General features: G+C 43.0%; 13 protein-coding genes. 10 read left to right on the top strand and 3 right to left on the bottom strand.

What is annotated here, in order from left to right:
* Nucleotides 1-5: 5 nt before the first annotated feature.
* The gene (gene dptF / locus OO017_RS15945) at nt 6-1,757 is read right to left on the bottom strand and encodes a DNA phosphorothioation-dependent restriction protein DptF (protein WP_266053666.1); all 1,752 of its coding nucleotides are present in this window, start codon (nt 1,755-1,757) and stop codon (nt 6-8) included.
* A gap of 13 nt (nt 1,758-1,770) precedes the next feature.
* Nucleotides 1,771-2,007, bottom strand: coding sequence for a helix-turn-helix domain-containing protein (locus OO017_RS15940; protein WP_266053664.1), 237 nt, complete (start codon nt 2,005-2,007; stop codon nt 1,771-1,773).
* Between the two features lie 222 nt (nt 2,008-2,229).
* Between OO017_RS15940 and OO017_RS15935 the strand changes: the two genes are divergently transcribed.
* Together OO017_RS15935 and OO017_RS15930 are read left to right on the top strand one after the other, a co-directional pair.
* Nucleotides 2,230-3,354, top strand: coding sequence for an HNH endonuclease domain-containing protein (locus tag OO017_RS15935; protein WP_266053662.1), 1,125 nt, complete (start codon nt 2,230-2,232; stop codon nt 3,352-3,354).
* 241 nt (nt 3,355-3,595) lie between these two features.
* On the top strand, nt 3,596-4,732 hold the full coding sequence (locus tag OO017_RS15930; RefSeq protein ID WP_266053660.1) for a hypothetical protein: 1,137 nt from the start codon (nt 3,596-3,598) through the stop codon (nt 4,730-4,732).
* A 711-nt stretch (nt 4,733-5,443) separates the two neighbouring features.
* Here OO017_RS15930 and OO017_RS15925 read toward each other — a convergent pair.
* A complete protein-coding gene (locus tag OO017_RS15925; protein ID WP_266053658.1) occupies nt 5,444-10,063 on the bottom strand; it encodes a protein NO VEIN domain-containing protein in 4,620 nt (1,539 codons plus the stop codon).
* A 480-nt stretch (nt 10,064-10,543) separates the two neighbouring features.
* On the opposite strand from OO017_RS15925, the gene OO017_RS15920 reads away from it, so the two are divergent.
* The 8 genes from OO017_RS15920 (at nt 10,544) to OO017_RS15885 (ending at nt 20,997) form a co-directional block, all read left to right on the top strand.
* The gene (locus OO017_RS15920; RefSeq protein ID WP_266053656.1) at nt 10,544-11,479 is read left to right on the top strand and encodes a DUF4365 domain-containing protein; all 936 of its coding nucleotides are present in this window, start codon (nt 10,544-10,546) and stop codon (nt 11,477-11,479) included.
* 1,631 nt (nt 11,480-13,110) lie between these two features.
* Entirely contained in the window at nt 13,111-14,262 is a 1,152-nt protein-coding gene (locus tag OO017_RS15915; protein WP_266053655.1) for an NAD(P)/FAD-dependent oxidoreductase, read from the top strand.
* A gap of 20 nt (nt 14,263-14,282) precedes the next feature.
* A complete protein-coding gene (locus OO017_RS15910) occupies nt 14,283-15,596 on the top strand; it encodes a TolC family protein (RefSeq protein ID WP_266053653.1) in 1,314 nt (437 codons plus the stop codon).
* A gap of 7 nt (nt 15,597-15,603) precedes the next feature.
* Nucleotides 15,604-16,680, top strand: a complete 1,077-nt coding sequence (locus OO017_RS15905; RefSeq protein ID WP_266053652.1) for an efflux RND transporter periplasmic adaptor subunit — start codon at nt 15,604-15,606, stop codon at nt 16,678-16,680.
* Nucleotides 16,681-16,713: 33 nt separating this feature from the next.
* Nucleotides 16,714-19,914 carry an efflux RND transporter permease subunit gene (locus OO017_RS15900; protein ID WP_266053651.1) on the top strand — a complete coding sequence of 1,067 codons (3,201 nt, stop codon included), beginning with the start codon at nt 16,714-16,716 and terminating at the stop codon, nt 19,912-19,914.
* A 45-nt stretch (nt 19,915-19,959) separates the two neighbouring features.
* Entirely contained in the window at nt 19,960-20,265 is a 306-nt protein-coding gene (locus OO017_RS15895) for a hypothetical protein (protein ID WP_266053650.1), read from the top strand.
* Nucleotides 20,266-20,283: 18 nt separating this feature from the next.
* Nucleotides 20,284-20,469 (top strand): YgaP family membrane protein, encoded by a 186-nt coding sequence (locus OO017_RS15890; RefSeq protein ID WP_266053649.1) that lies wholly within the window; start codon nt 20,284-20,286, stop codon nt 20,467-20,469.
* 324 nt (nt 20,470-20,793) lie between these two features.
* A complete protein-coding gene (locus OO017_RS15885) occupies nt 20,794-20,997 on the top strand; it encodes a DUF6132 family protein (protein WP_266053648.1) in 204 nt (67 codons plus the stop codon).
* The last annotated feature ends 110 nt before the right edge of the window (nt 20,998-21,107 follow it).

Below are 21,107 nucleotides of genomic sequence, written 5' to 3'. Positions count from 1 at the left end.
CTCAGTTAAAGTTTTTCAAAGACATACTCTCCATACTCATTTTGGGAAAAGCTATAATCTAGAGGCCCACCCAGATTTATTTCGTCCACATACAGCATTGATTCAGTACTGCCACTGTTGCCGGTATTGATCAACAGGTCTACAAATCGAACGAAGATTATGTAGTTATTCCTATCTAATTTATTGGGCCTGTACCCTTGGTTAATCTTACACAAAAGCACATAGAGTGCATAGTCAACATCTATTTGTTGTGTGTCCTGTCCTACTGGAGATCTAAACTCAAATCGAAGCTGAGGGAAAAACTGGTGCAGTACGGCTATATTCGCTTTTTGATCTGGAGTAGGCAAAACAGACTGCAGGCTAATGTTTTTGAATACCCTGTATTTGTACCTTTTGGATGCACTTGGAAGCATCACATTGTTTTTGCCATGGGTGCTACCGTTCCATTTCTCAACCGCTGCCTTTACAATTTCATTGGTACTTCGCAAACCTAGGGCATCTTTTCTGTTGAAGGCATAGAGCGCCTTGGTGAAGGCTTGGAAATAGGGATCTGTAAACAGCTCTCCACGGGACTGGAAAAAAGCCAAACGAATAAAAAGCTTAAACAACGCGTCTTGGTCACTGTTCAACGCCTCTACTATCTTGCGCAAATAGAAAGTAATATGCTGCACATGCTGTTTAAAGACTTCAATGGGACTGGTACTGGTGAAGAGCTGTATGGCAAGCTCATCTAATCGTTCATCCCTGTCTGCGCAGGGATCGAGCTTTGTGAGAGTTGCAAATAGCTTGGACAGCGTGGGGTGCTCGAAAAGGTAATAAGGCGTATAATATCGCACCCTCGTCTTAAATTTAAAGCTTTTAATCTTATTTCCGTATTGCTCTAAATCCTCATAAGAGAACTGGTGCGGGACAAGCATGTCGTGCACAAAGTTCAGCAGATGCCGAAAGGAAATAATCTGCTTTTCTTTGATGATCGCTTTAACAAGTAAATCCGCCAGCACCGCACGATGATTCGGATCAAATAAAAACTCATAGTTGTACCTCACCGGGCACCTGTCGCTCCACTCATAAGCAAGTAATCTTTGGTAAGCCGCGAATACCGGATTGGAGTCTTCCTGAAGCGCTAAACGGTCCAGCAATTTTTGGAAGATCGTTGGCTTGATGCCCTCCTCTGTTAATTCAAAAAAATGGTAGTTAGTGAAGTTAATGTATTGAAAGATGCTACCCTCGCGGTAGGTATCTTCCTTTATCTGAGCTAGTTCCAGGATCCCTTGGTTTTCTACAAAGTGCTTTAACTTTGAAAAACGGTCCTTACGCTCCTCCAGAAAATTACTCAGCGTGCCTAAGTTGATAGCTAGGATTTGTTTACAGCAGTGCCCTTTGTCAATGTTATCATCTGCGAAAGGCTCCAAGATATGGGTTAGGGTCTGAATGCAATTCTCGTCAGGACTAAAGCTTTCAGTGGCATCATTGTGAACACTAAAAGACTGATAACACGTTCTTAGCTCCACATCATTGTTTAAGCAGGAGAGCAAGTGGGATTTGCCGTCCCCCACATTACCGCATATCAAAAGCAACACTGGGTGCGGAACCTGAGACGCCTTCTGTACAATATCCCTTAATACTGTTTCAACATACCGCTCAATGTGTAAATACCGCTTAAAGGCATCATCGGTAGAGAGATCACTATGCGCTACGGCTTCTTTAGAGGAATCTTTCAGCTTTTGCAGCTCATACACTAATGGATGTTTGTTCATAGCAAAAAATAGGTTAAAAGTTTTCTGAAAAAAACTCGGAAAGTGACACATCCAATCCTTTCAGCACCTTTACTAGGGTTAGAAACTTCAAATTTTCTCCTGTTTCGTAACTACCGTACTGTGTTCTGGATATCCCATGCTCGTAAGCAAAGTGTTCGTAGTTTGTGTAGCCTTTCTTGATGCGAAGTTCCTTTATTCGTTGCCCGAGCTTTGAAAGAAGCTCTTTTTCCTCATCTGTCAGATCTTTCATTCTGTAATATAGTATCTAACAAATGTTGTAAATAACAATTAAGATTAGTACCTGTTTAAAGCGGTATATATAAATTTAGCCATATCTATATCATAATAATTAGCAGAAATATTTATATTTTGGCGCCTTATTTTAGTTAAGGACAAGTATTATGTACAAGTAGCTTAGCTATTAGTAACTTACTTGGTGAACGCCTTTAAGTATCTTTCGTGCCATACGACCATGCAAGTATTACCCTCAGAGAATTTTTTACCGGTTGAGCGATTGGCTGGCGTATACCGGCACGTCACCAACTCGTACAAATATTATTGGTTTTTAGCTATCCTGGATTCGTTGGAGGAGAATCCAGACCAAGCTGTCATGAAGGTGGATGATTTAGCCTTGCGGATGTTATCCTTGGTATGGTATCCGCTTGATTTCTATAAGCTATCCTTCGGGAAGCTGGATAGTTTCAAGCCTATCGCCGAGACTTTGTCAAAGGAAATACAATTTAATACTTCAGCCGGTGCCTCAAACCTCTACCGTCAAATAAAGAAAAGTGTTTCAGGGGAAAAACTTACGATAATTACGAAGCAAGTAAAGACACTGGTAAGGTATGTTCCCTACCGTTTTCAAAAGCCTTTTATCTCGGAAGTCTTAAAAGGTCTTAGCGACCACCAAGGGGACCGGGCTACCCCTGGAATAGCAGATCACCTGTTCAGCACTACCCATGGCAGGGTGATGTATCGCTATCATGATCAGGATGCGAGCGTTGAGCTACACCCACTTTGGGTTTCTTATTTACAGCGGCACCTCCATACCCTTAGAGGTTTCACCTACTTTGAACTTGTGCGGTTCTTGCAAAAGCATAATCCCCATGTACCTGGACTATCTGAAAAGCTATTCCGCCCTCAAAGCAGAAATCTTAGCCAGGCAACTTCATTCTGGAAATTGTATTTGCACCAAAACCCAACTTATACTTGCCCTTACTCATCTGCGATAGTAGCGCCTTCTAAATTTTCTATCGATCATTTTGTTCCATGGAGTTATGTTACCCATGACTTATTGTGGAATTTACTGCCAATACCGAAACATGTGAACTCCTCTAAGGGAAACTCCCTACCGTCAATCTCAAACTATTTTCCTGCTTTGAGTTCCCGGCAATACAGTGCTTTCTCCTTTCTCTTAGAGAACAATATTCCTAAGAAAGACAGCCTATTAGAAGATTACTTAATCCTGTTTGGACAAGACTTCTCAGGCTTGACTACAATTACCAAGGAAATGTTTGAAATAAAATTAGGTGAGTCGATACGACCACTTATGCAAATGGCAAATAATATTGGTTTTAAATCCGATTGGATTTATTGAAAAGAAACAATTGAGTTATATTTATTACCAAGACTTATTTACCCTAGTATATTAAGTTAAACTTTATAACTGTTTTTGATACTATAAATCATTTAAGGTTATTACTTTAAAGATGATTATGCAAACTTTAAGTTTTAGAAGTTAACGCATAATATCAACAGTTTAAAAAATTATAGGCATTCTAGTCCTTACTATTTAAAATAACCTAACTAAAATTGAAAGGTTTTTTGATATTCATTCTATGGATAAAGTTCTGTTAACAAGACAAGATCTATATAAGTTAGTATGGACTGAGCCTATGGTACATCTGGCAAAAAGATACCAGCTGTCGGATATTGAATTAAGGAAGGTTTGCCAAAGCTTAGCAATACCTACCCCAAGGTCTGGTCATTGGCAAAAGGTTAGGACAGGTAAAAAAGTAACGGTTATCCCGTTACCCAGCGAATATAATGGGGAATCAGAAGTAGACTTAGCTAAATACTCAACCGGAAGAGGAACTAACCAAGTGGCGGACTCTCCCATCGTATTGTTACAACTTGAAATAGAAAATGAATTAAAATCATTGATTCATGTACCTGCTAAGCTCACTAATCCTGATACGCTAATTACAGCAGCAAGAGAGAACATCGAAAGCAACAACAGGAAGTATAACTACGAGAACATTGTTTCAAATTCATCCGGCTTCTTGGACATAAACGTTTCCATAAATGTGCTTCCCAGAGCATTACGCTTTATGAATACGTTCATTAAGGCGTTGCGTGCCAGAGGCCATTTCGTGCAAGTACAAAGTCATACAACCTACGTGGTGATCCGAGAAGAGAAAATTGAAGTTCTTGTACGGGAAAAGCTTAATAGAAAAATGGTGCCGAGTAAGTATGGAAGCAGTGCAGAAGATACTCCTAGTGGAATTTTGATATTTAAGATGGGAAATGGCTATAGCGCAAAGGAGTGGAAAGACGGGAAGCTTCCTGTTGAGCAAAGGCTATCTCTCATCTTAGCAAGTCTGGAACTGAAGGCGAAAGAAAGGAAAGAGCAGAGAATTGCAAGCGAAAAGGCAGCTGAAGAACGCAGAATTCGGCAGCGTATTCAGTATGAATTAGAGCAACGTCAGGAAAAAGAACTCATACGCTTTAAAAAGCTGTTGCAGCTAGCAAAGCAGTGGCGCGATGCCCAAATGCTGCGGGATTACATTAGTGGTGTAAAGCAACAAGCCATTTCTTCGGATACTTTAACGGAAGAAGTGAACCATTGGGTTGATTGGGCAAATGAGAAGGCAGACTGGTACGACCCGACGGTAAAGCGACAAGACGAACTTCTAGACGGCGTTGATAAAGAGACTCTCATATTGAAAAAGAGTTCAAATTATTATGGTTACTAACAGTAGAATACAGTAAAAATAATGGATCGAATCTGAGTCCGAACCATTTATCATAGGCATATTTGCAAATTAGGCTTTAAATTAAATTTGTGTCAATGGAGTCGCAATGTGACCTTAACAGTCAATATTGAAAAGGCTGAGCCGTAGTTCCTTGAAGGATCTTTGAGCGACAGGCTTGCCTTCTGTCATTAGCTAAAGTACTTACTAAAAGCTGAACTGGACTCGGAGATGGACCTGCTGAAGTTGATTTACCTGTCTCACCAGAATATTAACAAAAGTTGTGTCATGAAGCCTCTAATTGGAGAGCTAAATGGCCAGCAGCTCTCACTCAGAATCGGGGATGGAGACAGCTGGACTCCAGGTGAGATACACTTCAAATGTTTGGTCCTGTTTCTGTAAGAATTCACACCAGTACACCAACAGGACCAGTAAATAGAAATGTAGAAATGACATAGTTTAAATTACACTCCCCTTTGTTTAAAACGGCTTTGTTCACTCTGATGATGCTCCTGCTTTAGCTAGTAAAGCTCTAGATATTCAGTACGCTACCTTCTGTTTATACTTTTTACAGCTTTTTTCACTTCTGTTTCTATAATAAAACCTATATTCCCTTAATATTTAGCATAATCAAGTTTCGCATTTTGTAAAATCCATTTCTGCATTTTCGAATTAATCATCCACTACAGCTGTATGCCAACAATTTTTTAAAACCTAAAAAAGAGTAATGTTAAAAGTTTCATTAACTGTCCTGAACCTTGAGTTGTTCATAAAATCCTCTCCGGGATTTAGTCTAAATATGTTTCCCAAATCGTAATACCTTCTCTTACTTTTATCAAATACATTCTCCACGTAAACAATTGAATAGTCTTCACCTTTCTCTAAGGCCCTTTGTAACTCTGATCTTGTAATCGTGAAGGTTTTGTTTGCGTAGCTAGAAGCTTTGACCTCGACATATTTAGTTCTTCCTGTAGCAGGATTTATATACTCCAAATCATAACCGTAGTGGTCAGAGCCTTCAGGGTTAACTTTAGCACGGTATGCATTTCTTGAAACCCAACTCACAGACAGCCCCTTTGCCTTAAGCTTCTTATAAACTAGTAGTTCCCCTTGATAGCCTGCTTCTTCTAACTTTGGATTTTTATATGCACCGTCAAAATTTTTACCGTTATGCCCCCCACTTGTGTTCTTACTTGACTCCTTTTTACCTTGAGTTTGGGCCAAGTTTACTATGTATTCCTCTATGTCAAAATCATCTCCTTCCAAAGCATTATCTTTCTCTGATACATGAGAAGTGCTTGCTGTAAAGGTCGAGGCCATGGATTCCTTATATATTCTTTTTAGCAGCTCATCAATTTCATTAAAGTACAGCAAGCTTCTGTTTTTACTACTGTTTCGTAAAAATGTATCAAGGTTAAAATCCCCTAGCTCCTTGTCCTTTAGCTTATTTTTTAACCCCTCCTTATGCAAGTAATACTTTTCCTCAATTAACTCAGAGCCATCTGTTGGAGTGATTATTGACTCTAAACCTTGTAAGTAAGGGAAACTTTCTTCCGTTGCCTGGAGAAAAAACTTCGTTTCACTTTCTAAAAAGTCCTGTTCTATTAGAAAAGTCATTCCTTTGTAGGCATTTACTAAATCAACATACTGTTCCTTTTCGTTACCGGATTTACCTTGCATATAATTCCAAAGCACTTTTTTGAACCCGTTTAAACAACTGGTCTTCAGTGTATTTAATTTATCTACATAGTACCTTTTAAAGGATATCTGTTGGATCGCACTTTGATTGTATTCATGCAGCGTTATTTGTAGTAGCTGCAGGAGGCTTTTCATATAAGGAATATTATGAGGATCTAAGAGATCATCGTAGCTTATTCCTGCTGCTATCTCTGACAGGTTTTCATACTTTGTACTATCAAATTGCTTTAAAAAACTTTCTAAATCAAACTCTTGATCCACATGCTGTTTATGAACACTTAAGGCAGAAGCAACTGAAATCCAAAACGCAGCCTTGGGATCAAGTACATGGTCGTATGTAATCTGACTTATGCTTGCTATTCTCTCTCTTGTAATATCATTATCCTCAAGATAAGATGAGAGTTCGTCTTTAGAGTTTTTTTCGAGGAAAACATGTATTTGCTGTCCCAATCTTTTTACCTCTTTATCTATAACAGCCTCTATCAGTTCTGCAAGCATGCCGGCTAATTCCCTAAGGTTATAAATAGCCTGTCCGGCATATAGTAAAGCATAGTCTTTGTTTTCAGCCTCTACAGAATACATCTCAGTAGACTCAAAACCCTCAACAGTGCTGGGAAGATTTAACTGGTATTTTACTATTACTTCCTTTTGTTCACAGACCTTTGCTTCAGCAACCTTCTTGACCTCATCCTCAGTTAATGGCCTTTCAATTATATCCTCTACAAAAGCGAGTAGCTCCGGTATAAACCTGAACTCGTTCTTGATAACCGACTCCCTAAGAGGCGCAGTACGTACAGTTGATTTTGATAATGACTTCGACAGCACAACCCCAATTTTGCTAGCTATCTGTCCAAATGTATTCTTGTCTCTGAGCGTAAAAACAGGTGAAATACTGGCTTTTATCGAAGCAGGCAGTCGTCCAAACAAGAATTTGTTGTCTATATAGATGATATCCTTCGCTTGTTTCCATACATAGCGGTTCGTTGTCACTTCGAACGCTAAAAAAGCAATATCCTTAAATACATTAAGTCTATCGTCTTTCTTGTCACTATGGTAGGCATATACCTCAAACAAAAGGTTAAAAACCCTGTGGCAAGCACTCTCAAAGTCTTTGTCATTCACAGGCTCCACATACTTTTTTGATAAGTGCTGCAGTATTTTTGAATAATTGGAAAGTATTAAGTCATTCAGGTGTAGAATTCCTAAACTAGAAAAGAAATCCTTCTGCTCATGGAAACTCCTAGGCAATAAGTTAAAATACTGCCGCAGTACACTAGCACTGTTTTTGCGATAGTCTGACGTTTCAATACCTATCACATCTGACGGAGGAAGCGGTTGATCTGCGTTAGGTATTAAAATCCAAGCGTTCTCTTTTAAAATTTTTAGGAATGAAGAGTTTTGAAACCTCTCCGACACATTTAACCTGCGCCAGTCTGTTGATTGCTTTGATCTGCATTTAGTCCGAGGATGGAACTGATTAGAAAAGAAGTCAACATAATGCTTCCAGTTCCTCTGAATATATTCCGAAAAATCTCTGTTTAAAACTTCAGGGAAGTCTAAGGTATAATCAAACTGGATTTGAAATGGGCGTGTGTATCGACCTGTCAGAGAGACAAATGCCTCATTTCGTTCATCCTGTCTGGACAAAGAATACACTTTGTTCATTATGTAAATAGCTGGCCTGTCCCATGCGCCTAGTTTCAGAAAGAATTCAGCCCATGCGGTTTGCTCGTCGTGACTACTGGCAAATAAGTCAATTGCAACATACTTTCCACTGGGGTAGAGTACGTTTAGCTTCTGTGACTCAATGTAGATAGGGGAATAAAGCGGATTAGCCCATTTTAGAATACCCTCATTATCGTAATAAGGAAGCAAGATCTCATCCCTATGTTCATCTATATCACTTCGCTCTATCCTTAACTGGAAAATAGCCTCTACGATGTCTCTGTTAGCAATACTCCTGTCACTGAAAAGACTACAAAGTTTGCTCAACAACTCCCGTTGGCTGTACTGTATTAGCCCTATTCGCTCCCTAGCAACTTTAGAGTTATCGATTATAATGGAGCGATGGAGGAAGCGTATCTTTCTTTTAATAGAAGACGAAAGAACTAAATCCTTTTTGTTCCCTTCATAAAATACTTCATCATTACTAGTGTACAGATGATGCCCGTCAGCAAGGATAATCTTCTTCCCTGTAAGATTTAAATTTTGCTCAGAGATGTACCGATAGAGGTTTTTAAAGAATTCAATGTCGCCTTTTCGCAGCTTGCATTCCTGTTCAATATGCTCCTTTATGAAGTCTAGGCTAAGATATTCGATATTGAGCTCGTCTTTTAGCCAATTACGAACCTCCTTGTTGTCTACGAAAATAAGCCGCCTATTTATAAATGTGCCATCTGGGAAAAGTTCCTCATCACATTCATCAGCTATAATAACCTCTTTAGGCTGATAAAATAAACCCGTTATTCTGTCGTATAAAAATTGGCTCTTGCGTAAGTTTTCCTTAATTATGTTATAAAAGGACTCTAATTTCTTGTCTGCTACCCTATGGTAGCATAATATCTTAAGCACATCTTGGGAAAAGTCTCTCTTTAGTTTTTCTACAAGGCCCACAGATATGTATTTTGCTATTTCCCCTAACAGAAAATCATTGAGAGCAGTATCTCTGAAGCCTTTTCTGTCGGGTGTAACTGTGAAATAGCTGTGGATGAGAAAAGTAAATCCAGACTCTTTCTCAAGAGGATAGAATAGATAAAAGTTAGCATTTTCTACCGGTTTAAATTGCTTCTTTTCACCCAGCTTTAGAATTAACTTAATTTCTACAGTAGGGTCGTTCTCAAATGTCTTCCGTTCCCGCTTGTCCAGTTTTTCAAGCACACTTTGAGGGATTTTTACTTTACGACTCGGAGACAAGTCCGTAAAGTAGGTACTCCCATCATGGCTATGCACCTCAATTATCCCTCCCTTACGCTTTTTGATAAAATAAAACGCTTCGCACTCCTCTGATGAATATGTTAAATTTGCTAAGTTTCCGAGAAGCACTATTTGTTCCTCGTCTATCTCTTCGAAATCTTCGTCGGGCTTCGTGGTATCCACTTCTTCCTTTAATGGCAGTTCTATAAGTGTAACATAACCTTCAGGACTAGCTTCAATCTTCTCTGGACTATAATGTGGAAAGAAAAACAATGGAATGTTTTCCTCTTCTAAATAAGCAAAATTTTCATCCCTTAGAGTATGTGATTTATTAAAAACAACCGAACCAAATTCTGTTCTTATTACTGGGTTGTTTGTTACTTCCCTAACTGCTTTGAATCCAATACCCTTATGACCAATATAGTCTTGCCCTTGCTTCTCGCTTTGCCCAATCCGGCACACGCTAGTCACCCCATTCTCATCAAAAGCTTTCCCTGTGTTGTAAACTCTCAATACTCTGTCTAGCAACTCAATTTTAACCTTTCCTCCTTTTTCGCCAGCAACTCTACTTGCATCAACAGCATTTTGCAGAAGTTCAAATAAGTAGCGGCCCTCGTAGGATTCCTTTAAGTACTCTTCCGCCTGAGCGATTGAAGGTAAAACCGAAATATCTGTCTTTGCTGTAGCAGCATAGAGTTTTATTGTAGTGGACTCAAGTTGCATATTCTTGTATAAAGCTTATTTACTGTATTGATTTCAGGCTTTTGCGGCGACAATATATACTAATGTGTAGGCTATTGTAATTAAAGAATACTTAGCGTTTGAAGCCCTAATTTGCTAAATATAGATATAAATATTAAAATATATTATTTAATGTATTACAGCTGCATTCTTTAATGAACCAGCACCTCTAATGCTACTCAATCATAAGCAAGCCAGCCTGATCTAGGAGCCGCGTTATAGTGTGCTTCCTTCAGGTGATTTTCAAAGAGCTTTGCCACCTTAGAGTTAACTTGATGGATTTGGGAATAACGGAGTATCTGCCGCACATATGTTTTTTATAGGTTTATTTCAAATTAAACTCTACTCTCTGTACGAGCTTATTCTAAATTTAGAAATAATTATTGGTAAGGTTAGCTATAAGTTCATATATAGCAATAACGTAATAGATGTATACCCAATAGAAAAAATAAGAAACCCATTATGCACTTTATCAAATATGACAAAGGAGCTTTAGGTGAAGCACTAGTAGGAAACTTGTTATCAATAATCTTTAATGGCGAAGTTCAGAAGTTAACTTTAAGAGGCGAAGGAACTGCAGCTATGGATTTAGATTTAAGCTATCCAACACCTTTTGGCACCCAAACCACAAGGAAACTAGCATTCCAGGTTAAGACTGGTAAGAGTTATGCTAGGTGGCATAAAACTAGGTCTGAATGGGTAATGCAAAATATCAAGGATACACATATAAAGAAATGGCAGAACATGAACTTGCCTGCCTTATTGGTGTGGGTAAATCCTCTGAATAAGCCCGAGGTTTACTGGAAGTTTATCAAGGCTGACACACCTAGTACATATTTAAGACTATCAAAAAATCATAAGTTAAGGCCAGAAGCTATATTCGAAATTGACCGATTGTCATTTCTCGCTTACAAACAGAGAAAAAAAATGCCAATCATTAATTTAAAAAAGGTATCACTTGTATCGGACGCCAGGAAACATGCTAAGAAAAAATTAAAAAAAATAAAAGGGGTTCATAAAACTGATTTTGTTAATGTTGAAATATCAAACTATGTTCTAAAGCATCTAACAAGGGCTAGTAAGAACAAAACTCATATAAAAGATAGTCTGACACTGCTGCCTCATGTACCTACCTTTCTTAAGCACATACCTCATTATATTGAAACCACAGAATCAACTGACGACAAAAAACAAGCCCCTAATGAGCATTTTGAAGTAATTAAAAGAAAAGTATCTTTTGTATATAAAAATGTTGATTTTGATGATATGAGGTCAGCTGTGGTAACTGTAAGATTTAAAGAGACAATTATTTACCCTAAGGACTGGGAAACGAATTGGCTACTGAATAAGCAAATCCAGCATTCGTTGATTTTGGAAAGCATCTATAGGAAGAGTTAAAAAAAATACGCCATTCTCTCATCACCAACCTGCTTCTTACATTATTAGAACACCTAAAATGTTAAAAAACACTGCAGATATATGTGTGCCCGCAGTTAGGCGCGAGATGTGAACGGCGTATAAGGGTAAAGGTAAAGAAATTAAGTATTAATTAAAATCTTAGTTAAGTTAAGGTCTTCAAATCCATTCAAAATGTTGTAAATGATTTTGTCAAGCTTTGCAGTCACAATAGATATAAATTTTAGATTTAACTAAAACGTTACTTGAAGTTGGTAAATAGCTCACGCATTGGTGTTTTAACCGTTGGGGCAAAAGGTTTCATGAAGGCCAAACAGCCACAACCCTTTAACCATTTTTAATTTATTAGTCATCGTACTAATTATTAGTATACAGAACTGGTCTTTTTACCAATATAACCATATTTCTGCTGAAGGACCAACCTGATCATAATTAGCTTCAATGACTATAGAATAATAGTTTAAAAACCTTATAGGAACCCAAGATTAATAAAACACTTGAAAAACTCCCTATCGACTTGCCTCAGCGCCTGTTTTGTCTTTTTAGACCATTAATAATGAATTAAATTACTCACAATGATTAGATGTATTTAGGATGTCAAGCTTTAGATTGAAAGAACTTTTGTTACCCTCTTGTTACTTTAAACACATAACAAATTCATTACTAACCTATTTGCAAATTCTGCATCGGCAAATAAGTCCTTAAAACAACACAATCCGATATTAAACAAAAACATGAGTCATGCCAGAGTTTGACTCTGGGCTAAAAAGAGTAAATTCCAGCAGTTGGCCAGGGCCAACCGGATGCGGTAAAGCGGTGTGGGCGTGTTCCTGCACCGCTTTCCTGTTTTATGGCACCCCTGTCTAAGCAGTATGGAGACCGCTTCCCACAGTAGGGAGAGCAGGAAGGCGTAGACCAGGGGCACTACCTGCAGCAGCCTCACCCTGTTGCCTCAGAACCAGAGCCTGCAGGACTCCATGCCCATCTCGGCCTTGTTGAAGCGGAAGGCCTGCTCCACCTGCCCAGAGCAGCAGCGAGAGCCGCGAGGAGGCCTTGTCGCCCCTCCACAAACTTTTGGGCCCCATCCGTGAGGTGGTCGGCAATTATCTCCGAAGGCCACTCCTTGCTCCTCGAAAGATTGGACAGCCTCTCAGTGCACGCCGGGGCCTTGCCTGGGGAGAGCAGCACCCGGCCTAGCTCGCTCAGAAGCAGGCCCGAGGAGCGGCTGAAGTCAGCAATAGCCATGTACTGATAAATGCCGGTGTCAATCTTGCAAACATCCATCTGAACCCTCACCCGAAGAATGTCTTTGGCATATAGCGCTTAAAGGCCATTTTCCTGCGGTAGCGTTTGAGCAGAATCATGTTATACCTCTCCAGCGCCCGAGCTACAGCGGAAGGGGAAGCTCTACCACCCTCCCAAATGCTTCAAACATGACGAATGTCATTTTTGAGTGTGACTATAGTTACAAACATCCGCTCCCTTACCCTCTTCCTTTGTCATCATAAAAACTGGCCAAGCCTCCCCACCTGGTGAAGGGCGTCTCTTAAGTATAACAATGAATTTGCAGGGGGCTTGTGCGGGAATGTGTAACACTATAAATCAATTAGATCATGAAAAGGATATTAGTCTTGGGTGCCGGAACAGGCGGTGTAGTAACAGCCAGAGAACTCAGCAAGAACAGCGGCAATGAGGAAGGCATCAACCTTTTGGAAATCATTGTATTCGAAAAAGAGGAAAAGAGCCTTTACTCCCCTTCTTTGCCATGGCTTATGGTGGGCAGCAGAAAACCTAACCAGATCTATGAAAACATCAGGAAATTAGATGCACCGGGGCTAAAGGTCATTAAGGGAGAAATTGAAAAGATAGACCCTGAGAACATATCGGTTACCGTTAATGGCGAGGTATACAAAGGCGACTATATGGTGGTCTCGCTGGGGGTTGAACAAGTTTACGAGCAGCCGCTAGCCGCATATGGCCACAACTTTTTCACAGTTAAAGGGGCTACCAAATTCAACGAAAACCTGGAGAAGTTTGATGGCGGTAAAATTGCTATTTTGATTTCCTCTCTCCCCTTCAAGAGCCCGGCAGCTCCTTATGAGGCAGCCATGCTGATAGATGACTTTATTGCCAGGAGTGGCCTGAGCAGCAAAACTGAGATCAGTCTGTTCACGCCGGAAGGTGGGCCCATGGAATTTGCAGGTAAAGAGCTGTCTGATGAGCTGAAGGGACTGCTGGAGCAAAAAGGGATCAAGTACTACCCGAATCACCAGTTCATCTCCGTTTCAGAAAACACACTTGTGTTCAGCAACGGGGAAAAGTATGAATTTGACTTGCTGGCTTATACTCCAAAACAACAGAGTCCGGTTGCCATACAGAACAGCGCATTAGCTGGTGAGTCAGGTTGGGTAAATGTTGACAGGAACACCATGGAGACAGCTTTCCCGGATGTGTACGCCATTGGAGACATTACAGACGTTCCGCTGGAAATAGGCGTGTCGTTACCTAAAATAGGCTTTTTCGCGAAGCAGCAAGGCGCCGTGGTAGCCCACAACATCGGAAGAAAGATAGCCGGAAAGGACCCAGACAAAAGCTTTAACGGCGAAGGCCAGTTCTTTATTGAGTATGGCAAAGGTAAGGCCAGCGCCACAGAAGGCAACTTCTACACCTCCCCCACCCCCGAAGTAAAAATGAAAACGCCGGAGCACTTAAGCCACTGGTCTAAATGGTGGTCCGAGAAATACTGGTTTTTCAAAAACTTCTAAAGCGCAAACAACTGACTAAGATGAGAAAGAAGATACTCTATTTCGTTGTACTGCTTTTATTGCCGGGCAAGCTGGTACAGGCACAGGAAATTAAACCTGTCGCCAAGGAAGAGGTGCTGGAGAAAGTAGTGGAACACAACCGTGGGATCAAGATCTCGCAACAAGAGTTCTTGGAATCCCTTGCCGACTACAGGCAGACCAACTCTGTTTTTCTGCCAAACATCACCCTTTCCCACACAGGCTATACTACCACAAACCCTTTGATGGCATTTGGCTCAAAATTAAATCAGGAGATCATCTCCCAACGCGATTTTGACCCAAACTCCTTAAACAACCCTGAGCGGGTCACCAATTTCGCCACCAAAGTGGCGGTGGAGCAGCCTTTGCTGAACCTGGATGGCGTTTACCAGCGCAGGGCAGCAAAAACCAAAGTAAAAGCAACCGAGCTACAGGCAGCGCGAACCATTGACTACATGCTGCTGGAGGTAGAAAAAGCCTACATGGAGTTGCAGCTGGCCTACAAGGCAGTTGATGTGCTGGAAAAAGCCCGGGAAACGGCCCTTGCGAATAAAAAAATGGCTGAGAACAGCTTCAAGCAGGGCTACCTGCAACGGTCGGATGTACTGGCTGTAGAAATACGCGTGTCTGAGATCAACAACCAGCTACAGTATGCCCGAAGCAATATCAGCAACGTGTCGGATTACATCGCCTTTTTGATGGATGAGCCGGATAATGTGGTTCTAAGACCTACCGATTCTTTACAGCTGTCGTCTCATCCGCAGCAGTTTTCAGCGGAGGTGCCAGCTCAAAGGGCAGACATACGTGCCATGGAGTTGGCCACAGAAGCACACGAGGACATGCTTCAGGCGGATAAAATGACGTTTCTGCCCCGCCTGAACGCCTTTGGAAGCTACGAGCTGTACGATAATGCCCTTTTTACAGGGGATGCCAACGGCTACCTGGTGGGCATGCAACTCAGTTGGAATGTGTTTGATGGGGCAAAGCGCTTCGGCCAGGTACAGAAAAGCAAGGCTGCATACGAAAAGGCAAAGCTGGAGTATGAGCAGTATGTTTCGCAGAACGAACTGGAGATCAGTAGAGCCCTCCGCGCCCTCAAAGATTCTGAGAATAAGCTGAACCTGACCAGATTAGCCCAGGAACAGGCGAAGGAATCACTCAGAATCAGGAGCAAGCGGTTTGAACAGGGACTGGAAAAAACGACTGAGCTGCTGCTATCGGAGACCCAGCTTTCTCAGAAGCAAATGGAATACTACCAGGCAGTATTTGAATACAACTTCGCACAAGTATACCTGAAATTTTTAACCATAGAATAAAATCAACATGAAATCAAAACTATACATACTGAGTATACTTGGGGCTGTTACCTTCCTATCAAGCTGCGGTGGCTCAGAACACGTTTCTAAACCAGATGCCCAATCTGCTGTGGAAGTTTCGGTGGTATCGCCTTCCGGCACCAACCATACTTTTGTTACAGCAAGCGGCAAAGTGGAGGCTGTAAACAGCGCCACGCTCAGCACCCGTAACATGGGTTACATCAACCGGATCAAAGTTAAGATCGGAGATGAAGTCAGGAAGGGGCAGCTGCTCATTTCAATTAATAACACAGACCTGCAGGCCAAACGCGCCCAGGTAAATGCCGGCATAACCGAGGCCACTGTGGCATACGAAAATGCAGCCAAAGACTATCAACGGTTTAAGGCTTTGTTCGCCGACAACAGCGCCACACAGAAGGAACTGGACGATATGACGGCTAACTATGAAATGGCCAAAGCCAGGCTGGATGGGGCCAGGCAGATGAAAAACGAGATCAACGCACAGTTTGCTTATGCCAACATAACGGCCCCTTTTGACGGGGTGGTAACAGGCAAATTTGTGGAGGTAGGAGATATGGCCAACCCCGGCGCGCCGCTCCTTTCCATAGAAGCCCCCGGCAAATACCAGGTAACCGCCAGCGTTCCAGAGTCTGAAATCTCAGCTATACAAACAGGTGCTGCTGTAAAGGTTCTGGTAAAATCTATAGACAAAACCCTTAGTGGCAAGGTTACCGAAATAAGCACCTCTGCTATCCATTCGGGTGGACAATACTTGGTGAAAATAGCGCTTGATGACACGGACGCCAGGGTACTTTCGGGGATGTATGCCAGTGTGCAGTTCCCGACCAGCAACAGTAATGTTCCTAACAACGTGTTGGTTCCGGCTGATGCTATTGTAGCGCTGGGCGATTTAACGGGCATTTATACGCCCAGCGAGCAAAACACGGCCATACTCAGATGGGTGCGCGTGGGCCGAAGCTTCGGAAATGAGGTGGAGGTGCTTTCGGGCCTGGGTGCAAATGAAAAGTACATAGCCCGGGCAGATGGCAAACTATACAACGGCGCCCACATCACCATTAAATAACCCCCTTTTCAAAGGCTTCAAAATATACTTGAGATGAAAGAAGGATTAGCTGGCAAAATTGCCAAGGGCTTCCTGGATTCAAAACTGACGGTACTCCTCATGATCGTGTTCATGGTGATCGGGGTGTATAGTTCGTTTCTGATCCCGAGAGAGGAAGAGCCGCAGATAGATGTACCGATGGCCGATATCTTTGTCGGGTACCCCGGTGCAAGCCCCACTGAATTGGAATCGCGCGTTATAAAACCGCTGGAGAAGATGGTTTCCAATATTCCGGGTGTGGAGTATGTATATGCTACCTCCATGAAGGAGCAGGGTATGGTAACGGTGCAGTTTCTGGTGGGCGAAGACATTGAGCGCTCTTATGTTAAGCTTTACAACGAGCTGATGAAACACATGGACCAGATGCCGGAAGGTGTAACCATGCCTTTGGTAAAAACACGCGCTATTGACGATGTGCCGGTGCTTGGCCTAACGCTGTGGAGCGAACGCTACGACGATTACCAGTTACGGCAGATAGCCAATGAGCTTACCCACGAGATAGAAAAAGTACCGGACGTGTCCATCACCAAAAAGATCGGGGGCCGAAGCCGCCAGCTGCGCGTTGTGCTGGACAAAGACAAAATGGCTGCCAGCGGTGTTGATTTCCTGGGCGTAACCCAGAAGATACAGGCAAGCAACCAGCAGCTTTCGTCCGGAAACTTTAACCGAAACGACGTGGAGTTTGTGGTGAACACAGGCAGCTTTTTGGAGTCTGCTGATGATGTGGAGAACCTTATCGTTGGAACGCAGCACGGACAGCCAGTATACTTAAGGCAAATTGCGCAGGTGCAGGATGGCCCCGAGATCCCGAAAGAGTATGTAACCTTTGGCTACGGCAAAGGCACCGAATCACCAAACGGTTATACTTCTGAGTACCCGGCGGTAACCATCTCGGTAGCCAAAATAAAGGGTGCAGATGCCATGAAACTGGCCGATGTGATCCTGACTAAAGTAGAACACCTGAAAATGAGCCTGATACCGGATGGTGTACACGTTGAGGTTACCCGTAACTATGGCGAGACGGCATCGCACAAAGTATCGGAACTGCTGCTGCACCTGATAGGCGCTATTGTGGCTGTAACTTTTGTGGTGATGCTGGCGATGGGCTGGCGCGGCGGCCTGGTGGTGTTCCTGTCAGTGCCCATCACATTTGCCCTTACGCTGCTCAGCTACTACCTGCTAGACTACACGCTTAACCGCATCACGCTGTTTGCCCTTGTTTTTGTAACAGGTATCGTGGTAGACGATTCCATCATCATCGCCGAGAACATGCACCGGCACTTTAAGATGAAGCGCCTGCCTTTTAAGCAAGCAGCCTTGTATGCCATCAATGAAGTGGGCAACCCTACCATACTTGCTACCTTCACGGTGATCGCCTCTGTGTTGCCCATGGCTTTTGTAAGCGGCCTGATGGGTCCTTACATGAGTCCCATGCCAATCGGTGCCTCTATCGCCATGATCCTGTCGCTGTTTGTGGCTTTAACCATTACACCATACCTGGGGATGATCTTCCTGCAGGAGAAAGAAAAGAAAAACGGGAAAAAGGCTGAGGAGAAAGAAGTTCGGGTAGAAGACTCGCTGATCTACAAACTATACAACAAGTTTGAGACACCGCTGATTGAGAATGCCAAAATTCGCTGGGCTTTTCTGGGCACTACCACCCTGCTTTTAATCGCGTCTCTGGGTTTGTTCTTCACCAAATCTGTAGCGGTAAAAATGCTTCCTTTTGATAACAAGAACGAGTTTCAGGTGGTGATCGACATGCCGGAAGGAACGACGCTGGAGCGCACCGCCGTGGTATCAAGGGAAATCGGCCAGTACCTGTCTCAGCGGCCTGAGGTGGTAAGCTACCAAAGCTATGTGGGCACTTCCGCCCCCATCACCTTTAACGGACTGGTGCGGCACTATGACCTGCGCGGCTCCAGCAACACAGCCGATATCCAGGTAAATTTAAAGGACAAAGCCGAACGAAGCGAGGCCAGCCATGCCATTGCCAAACTGCTGCGCCCTGAAATACAGAACATCGCAGGCAAGTATAACGCAAACGTCAAAATTGTAGAGGTGCCGCCAGGCCCGCCCGTGCTTTCAACTATAGTGGCGGAAGTATACGGCCCCGATTACCAGACGCAGATCGCCATAGCAGACAGCCTGCAGAAAATCCTCAACAGCACCAGCGATGTAGTAGATGTAGACTGGATGGTGGAGGCAGACCAGACAGAGTACAAATTTGAGATTGACAAGGAGAAAGCCATGCGCTATGGCATCGCCCCCCAGCAGATCGTGTATAGTATGAACTCGGCCATGGGCGAACGGGCTATCAGCTACCTGTACAACGAAGATGCTACGCAGCGTGCGGGCATTGTGCTGGCCATGAACGAGCAGGATAAGTCATCTCTCAGCGACATTTCCCAATTAAAGATCGCTTCCCAGACCGGCCACATGGTAAGTATAGGCGACCTGGTGCAGGTGAAGGAGGAAACAAGGGACAAGAGCATTTTCCGGAAAAACCAGAAGCGGGTGGTATACGTGATGGCCGACATGGCCGAAGAACTGGAGAGCCCGGTGTACGCCATCCTGGGTATGGAGGAAAAGCTGAAAGCAATAGACCTTCCGCGCGGCTATAGTATAAACGAGCTCTACAGCCAGCAGCCTGCCTACGAAGACGACTTTACCGTGAAGTGGGACGGCGAATGGCAAATCACACTGGACGTGTTCCGGGATCTGGGTATTGCCTTTGCCGGGGTCATCTTCATCATCTACATCCTGATCGTGGGCTGGTTTCAGAACTATAAAACGCCTATTGTGATGATGGTGGCCATTCCGCTTTCCATGGTGGGCATCATCCTGGGGCACTGGATCATGGGGGCCTTCTTCACCGCCACATCCTTTATAGGTATGATCGCGCTGGCCGGTATCATGGTGCGCAACTCGGTGCTGCTGATAGATTTTGTGGACCTGCGCCTGGAGGAAGGCATACCACTGAAACAGGCCGTGATTGAGGCCGGTGCCGTTCGGACCACTCCTATCCTACTAACCGCCGGAACGGTGGTGATCGGAGCTTTCGTGATCCTGTTTGACCCTATCTTCCAGGGCCTTGCCATCTCCCTGATGGGCGGTACCATCGCCTCTACGGTACTCACCCTGCTGGTAGTGCCACTGGTGTATTACATGATCGAAAAGAAAAACCATAACTAACAAATGCCCGGAAGGTGAAAGTCTTCCGGGCATACTTCCAAAAACATGAAATTACTCATCGTCACATCGGTTTCGGAGTTCCAGAAGGAAATCCTGACCCTATTTAAAAAAGCCAATATTGAAGTTTTCAGCAGAACAGAAATCGATGGCTTTAAGAATGCCAGTTCCGTTATCGCCACCCTCAGCTGGTTTCCGGGTGAGAAAGGTGGTAACGAATCCCTAATGTTTTTCTCGTTCACCGAACCCGAGAAAATAGACAGCTTTTTTGAGCTGGTGAAGGAGTTTAACAACAAGTTAGAAACCAACAACCCGATAAGGGTGGTGGTAGTGGACATCGAAAGACATATCTAACCAATAAACTATAGAAACATGAGAAACAGAATGATACGCGCCTTTGCCGGAACATTTATACTTGTAAGCCTAGTTCTGGCTATTTACGTGAACATTAACTGGTTGTGGTTTACCGCCTTTGTGGGGGCCAACCTGCTGCAGTCTTCCCTAACGCAGTGGTGTTTGCTGGAGGATATTCTGAAGAAATTAGGTGTGAAGAGTTAGTTTGCTCTGATCCAAAGTATACTTTATGTGAACCGATCTTTGCCCTGAGGTAAGTGGTTTTACCCTACCCTTGGTATTTACTAAAGTATCACTTCTCAAAGGCGTGCAGGCAGGACGCAGGGTTAAGAGGAATAGTATGTTTTTCATCAGTACCTGCCGCACCCTATCATGCCTCCTTTTTATTCACTTATTAACACTTTGATAGATAAGCACTTTAACTGGGGAATGTACCTTTGTGACTTACGTCACAGTTTAAGTCTGCCCAAACTTGTAACTTTGATAATCATGCTGCGCACTGCAGTACTGACTTTATAAGAAAGGCCAATGCGATTAACAAAGGACAATCTCAGGGCAGTTTCCAAACTGGCAACTGCCGCTGTGGCAGGAGGTACACTAGGCTATTTGTTTTATTATTTCTACGGATGCGATGGTACTTGCCTCATCAGCTCGAAACCATTGAACAGCACCCTCTACGGAGCCTTTCTGGGTGTGCTGTTTTCCAGAACCTTTAAACGCAACCGTAAATAAAACAAGCTTGGTAAGGCCTGAAGAGGTTCTACAGTAAAGCGGTTTTATTAGAAGTATAATGTTTCTAAATAAGTGAATTTAAGGACATGACAAACCCGGAAACAGACAAT

Source organism: Pontibacter anaerobius (genome assembly GCF_026241195.1).
In the GTDB taxonomy this organism is placed as follows: domain Bacteria; phylum Bacteroidota; class Bacteroidia; order Cytophagales; family Hymenobacteraceae; genus Pontibacter; species Pontibacter anaerobius.
Note: the sequence above shows the minus strand (reverse complement) of the source record. Positions and strands in the feature narration are given on the sequence as shown.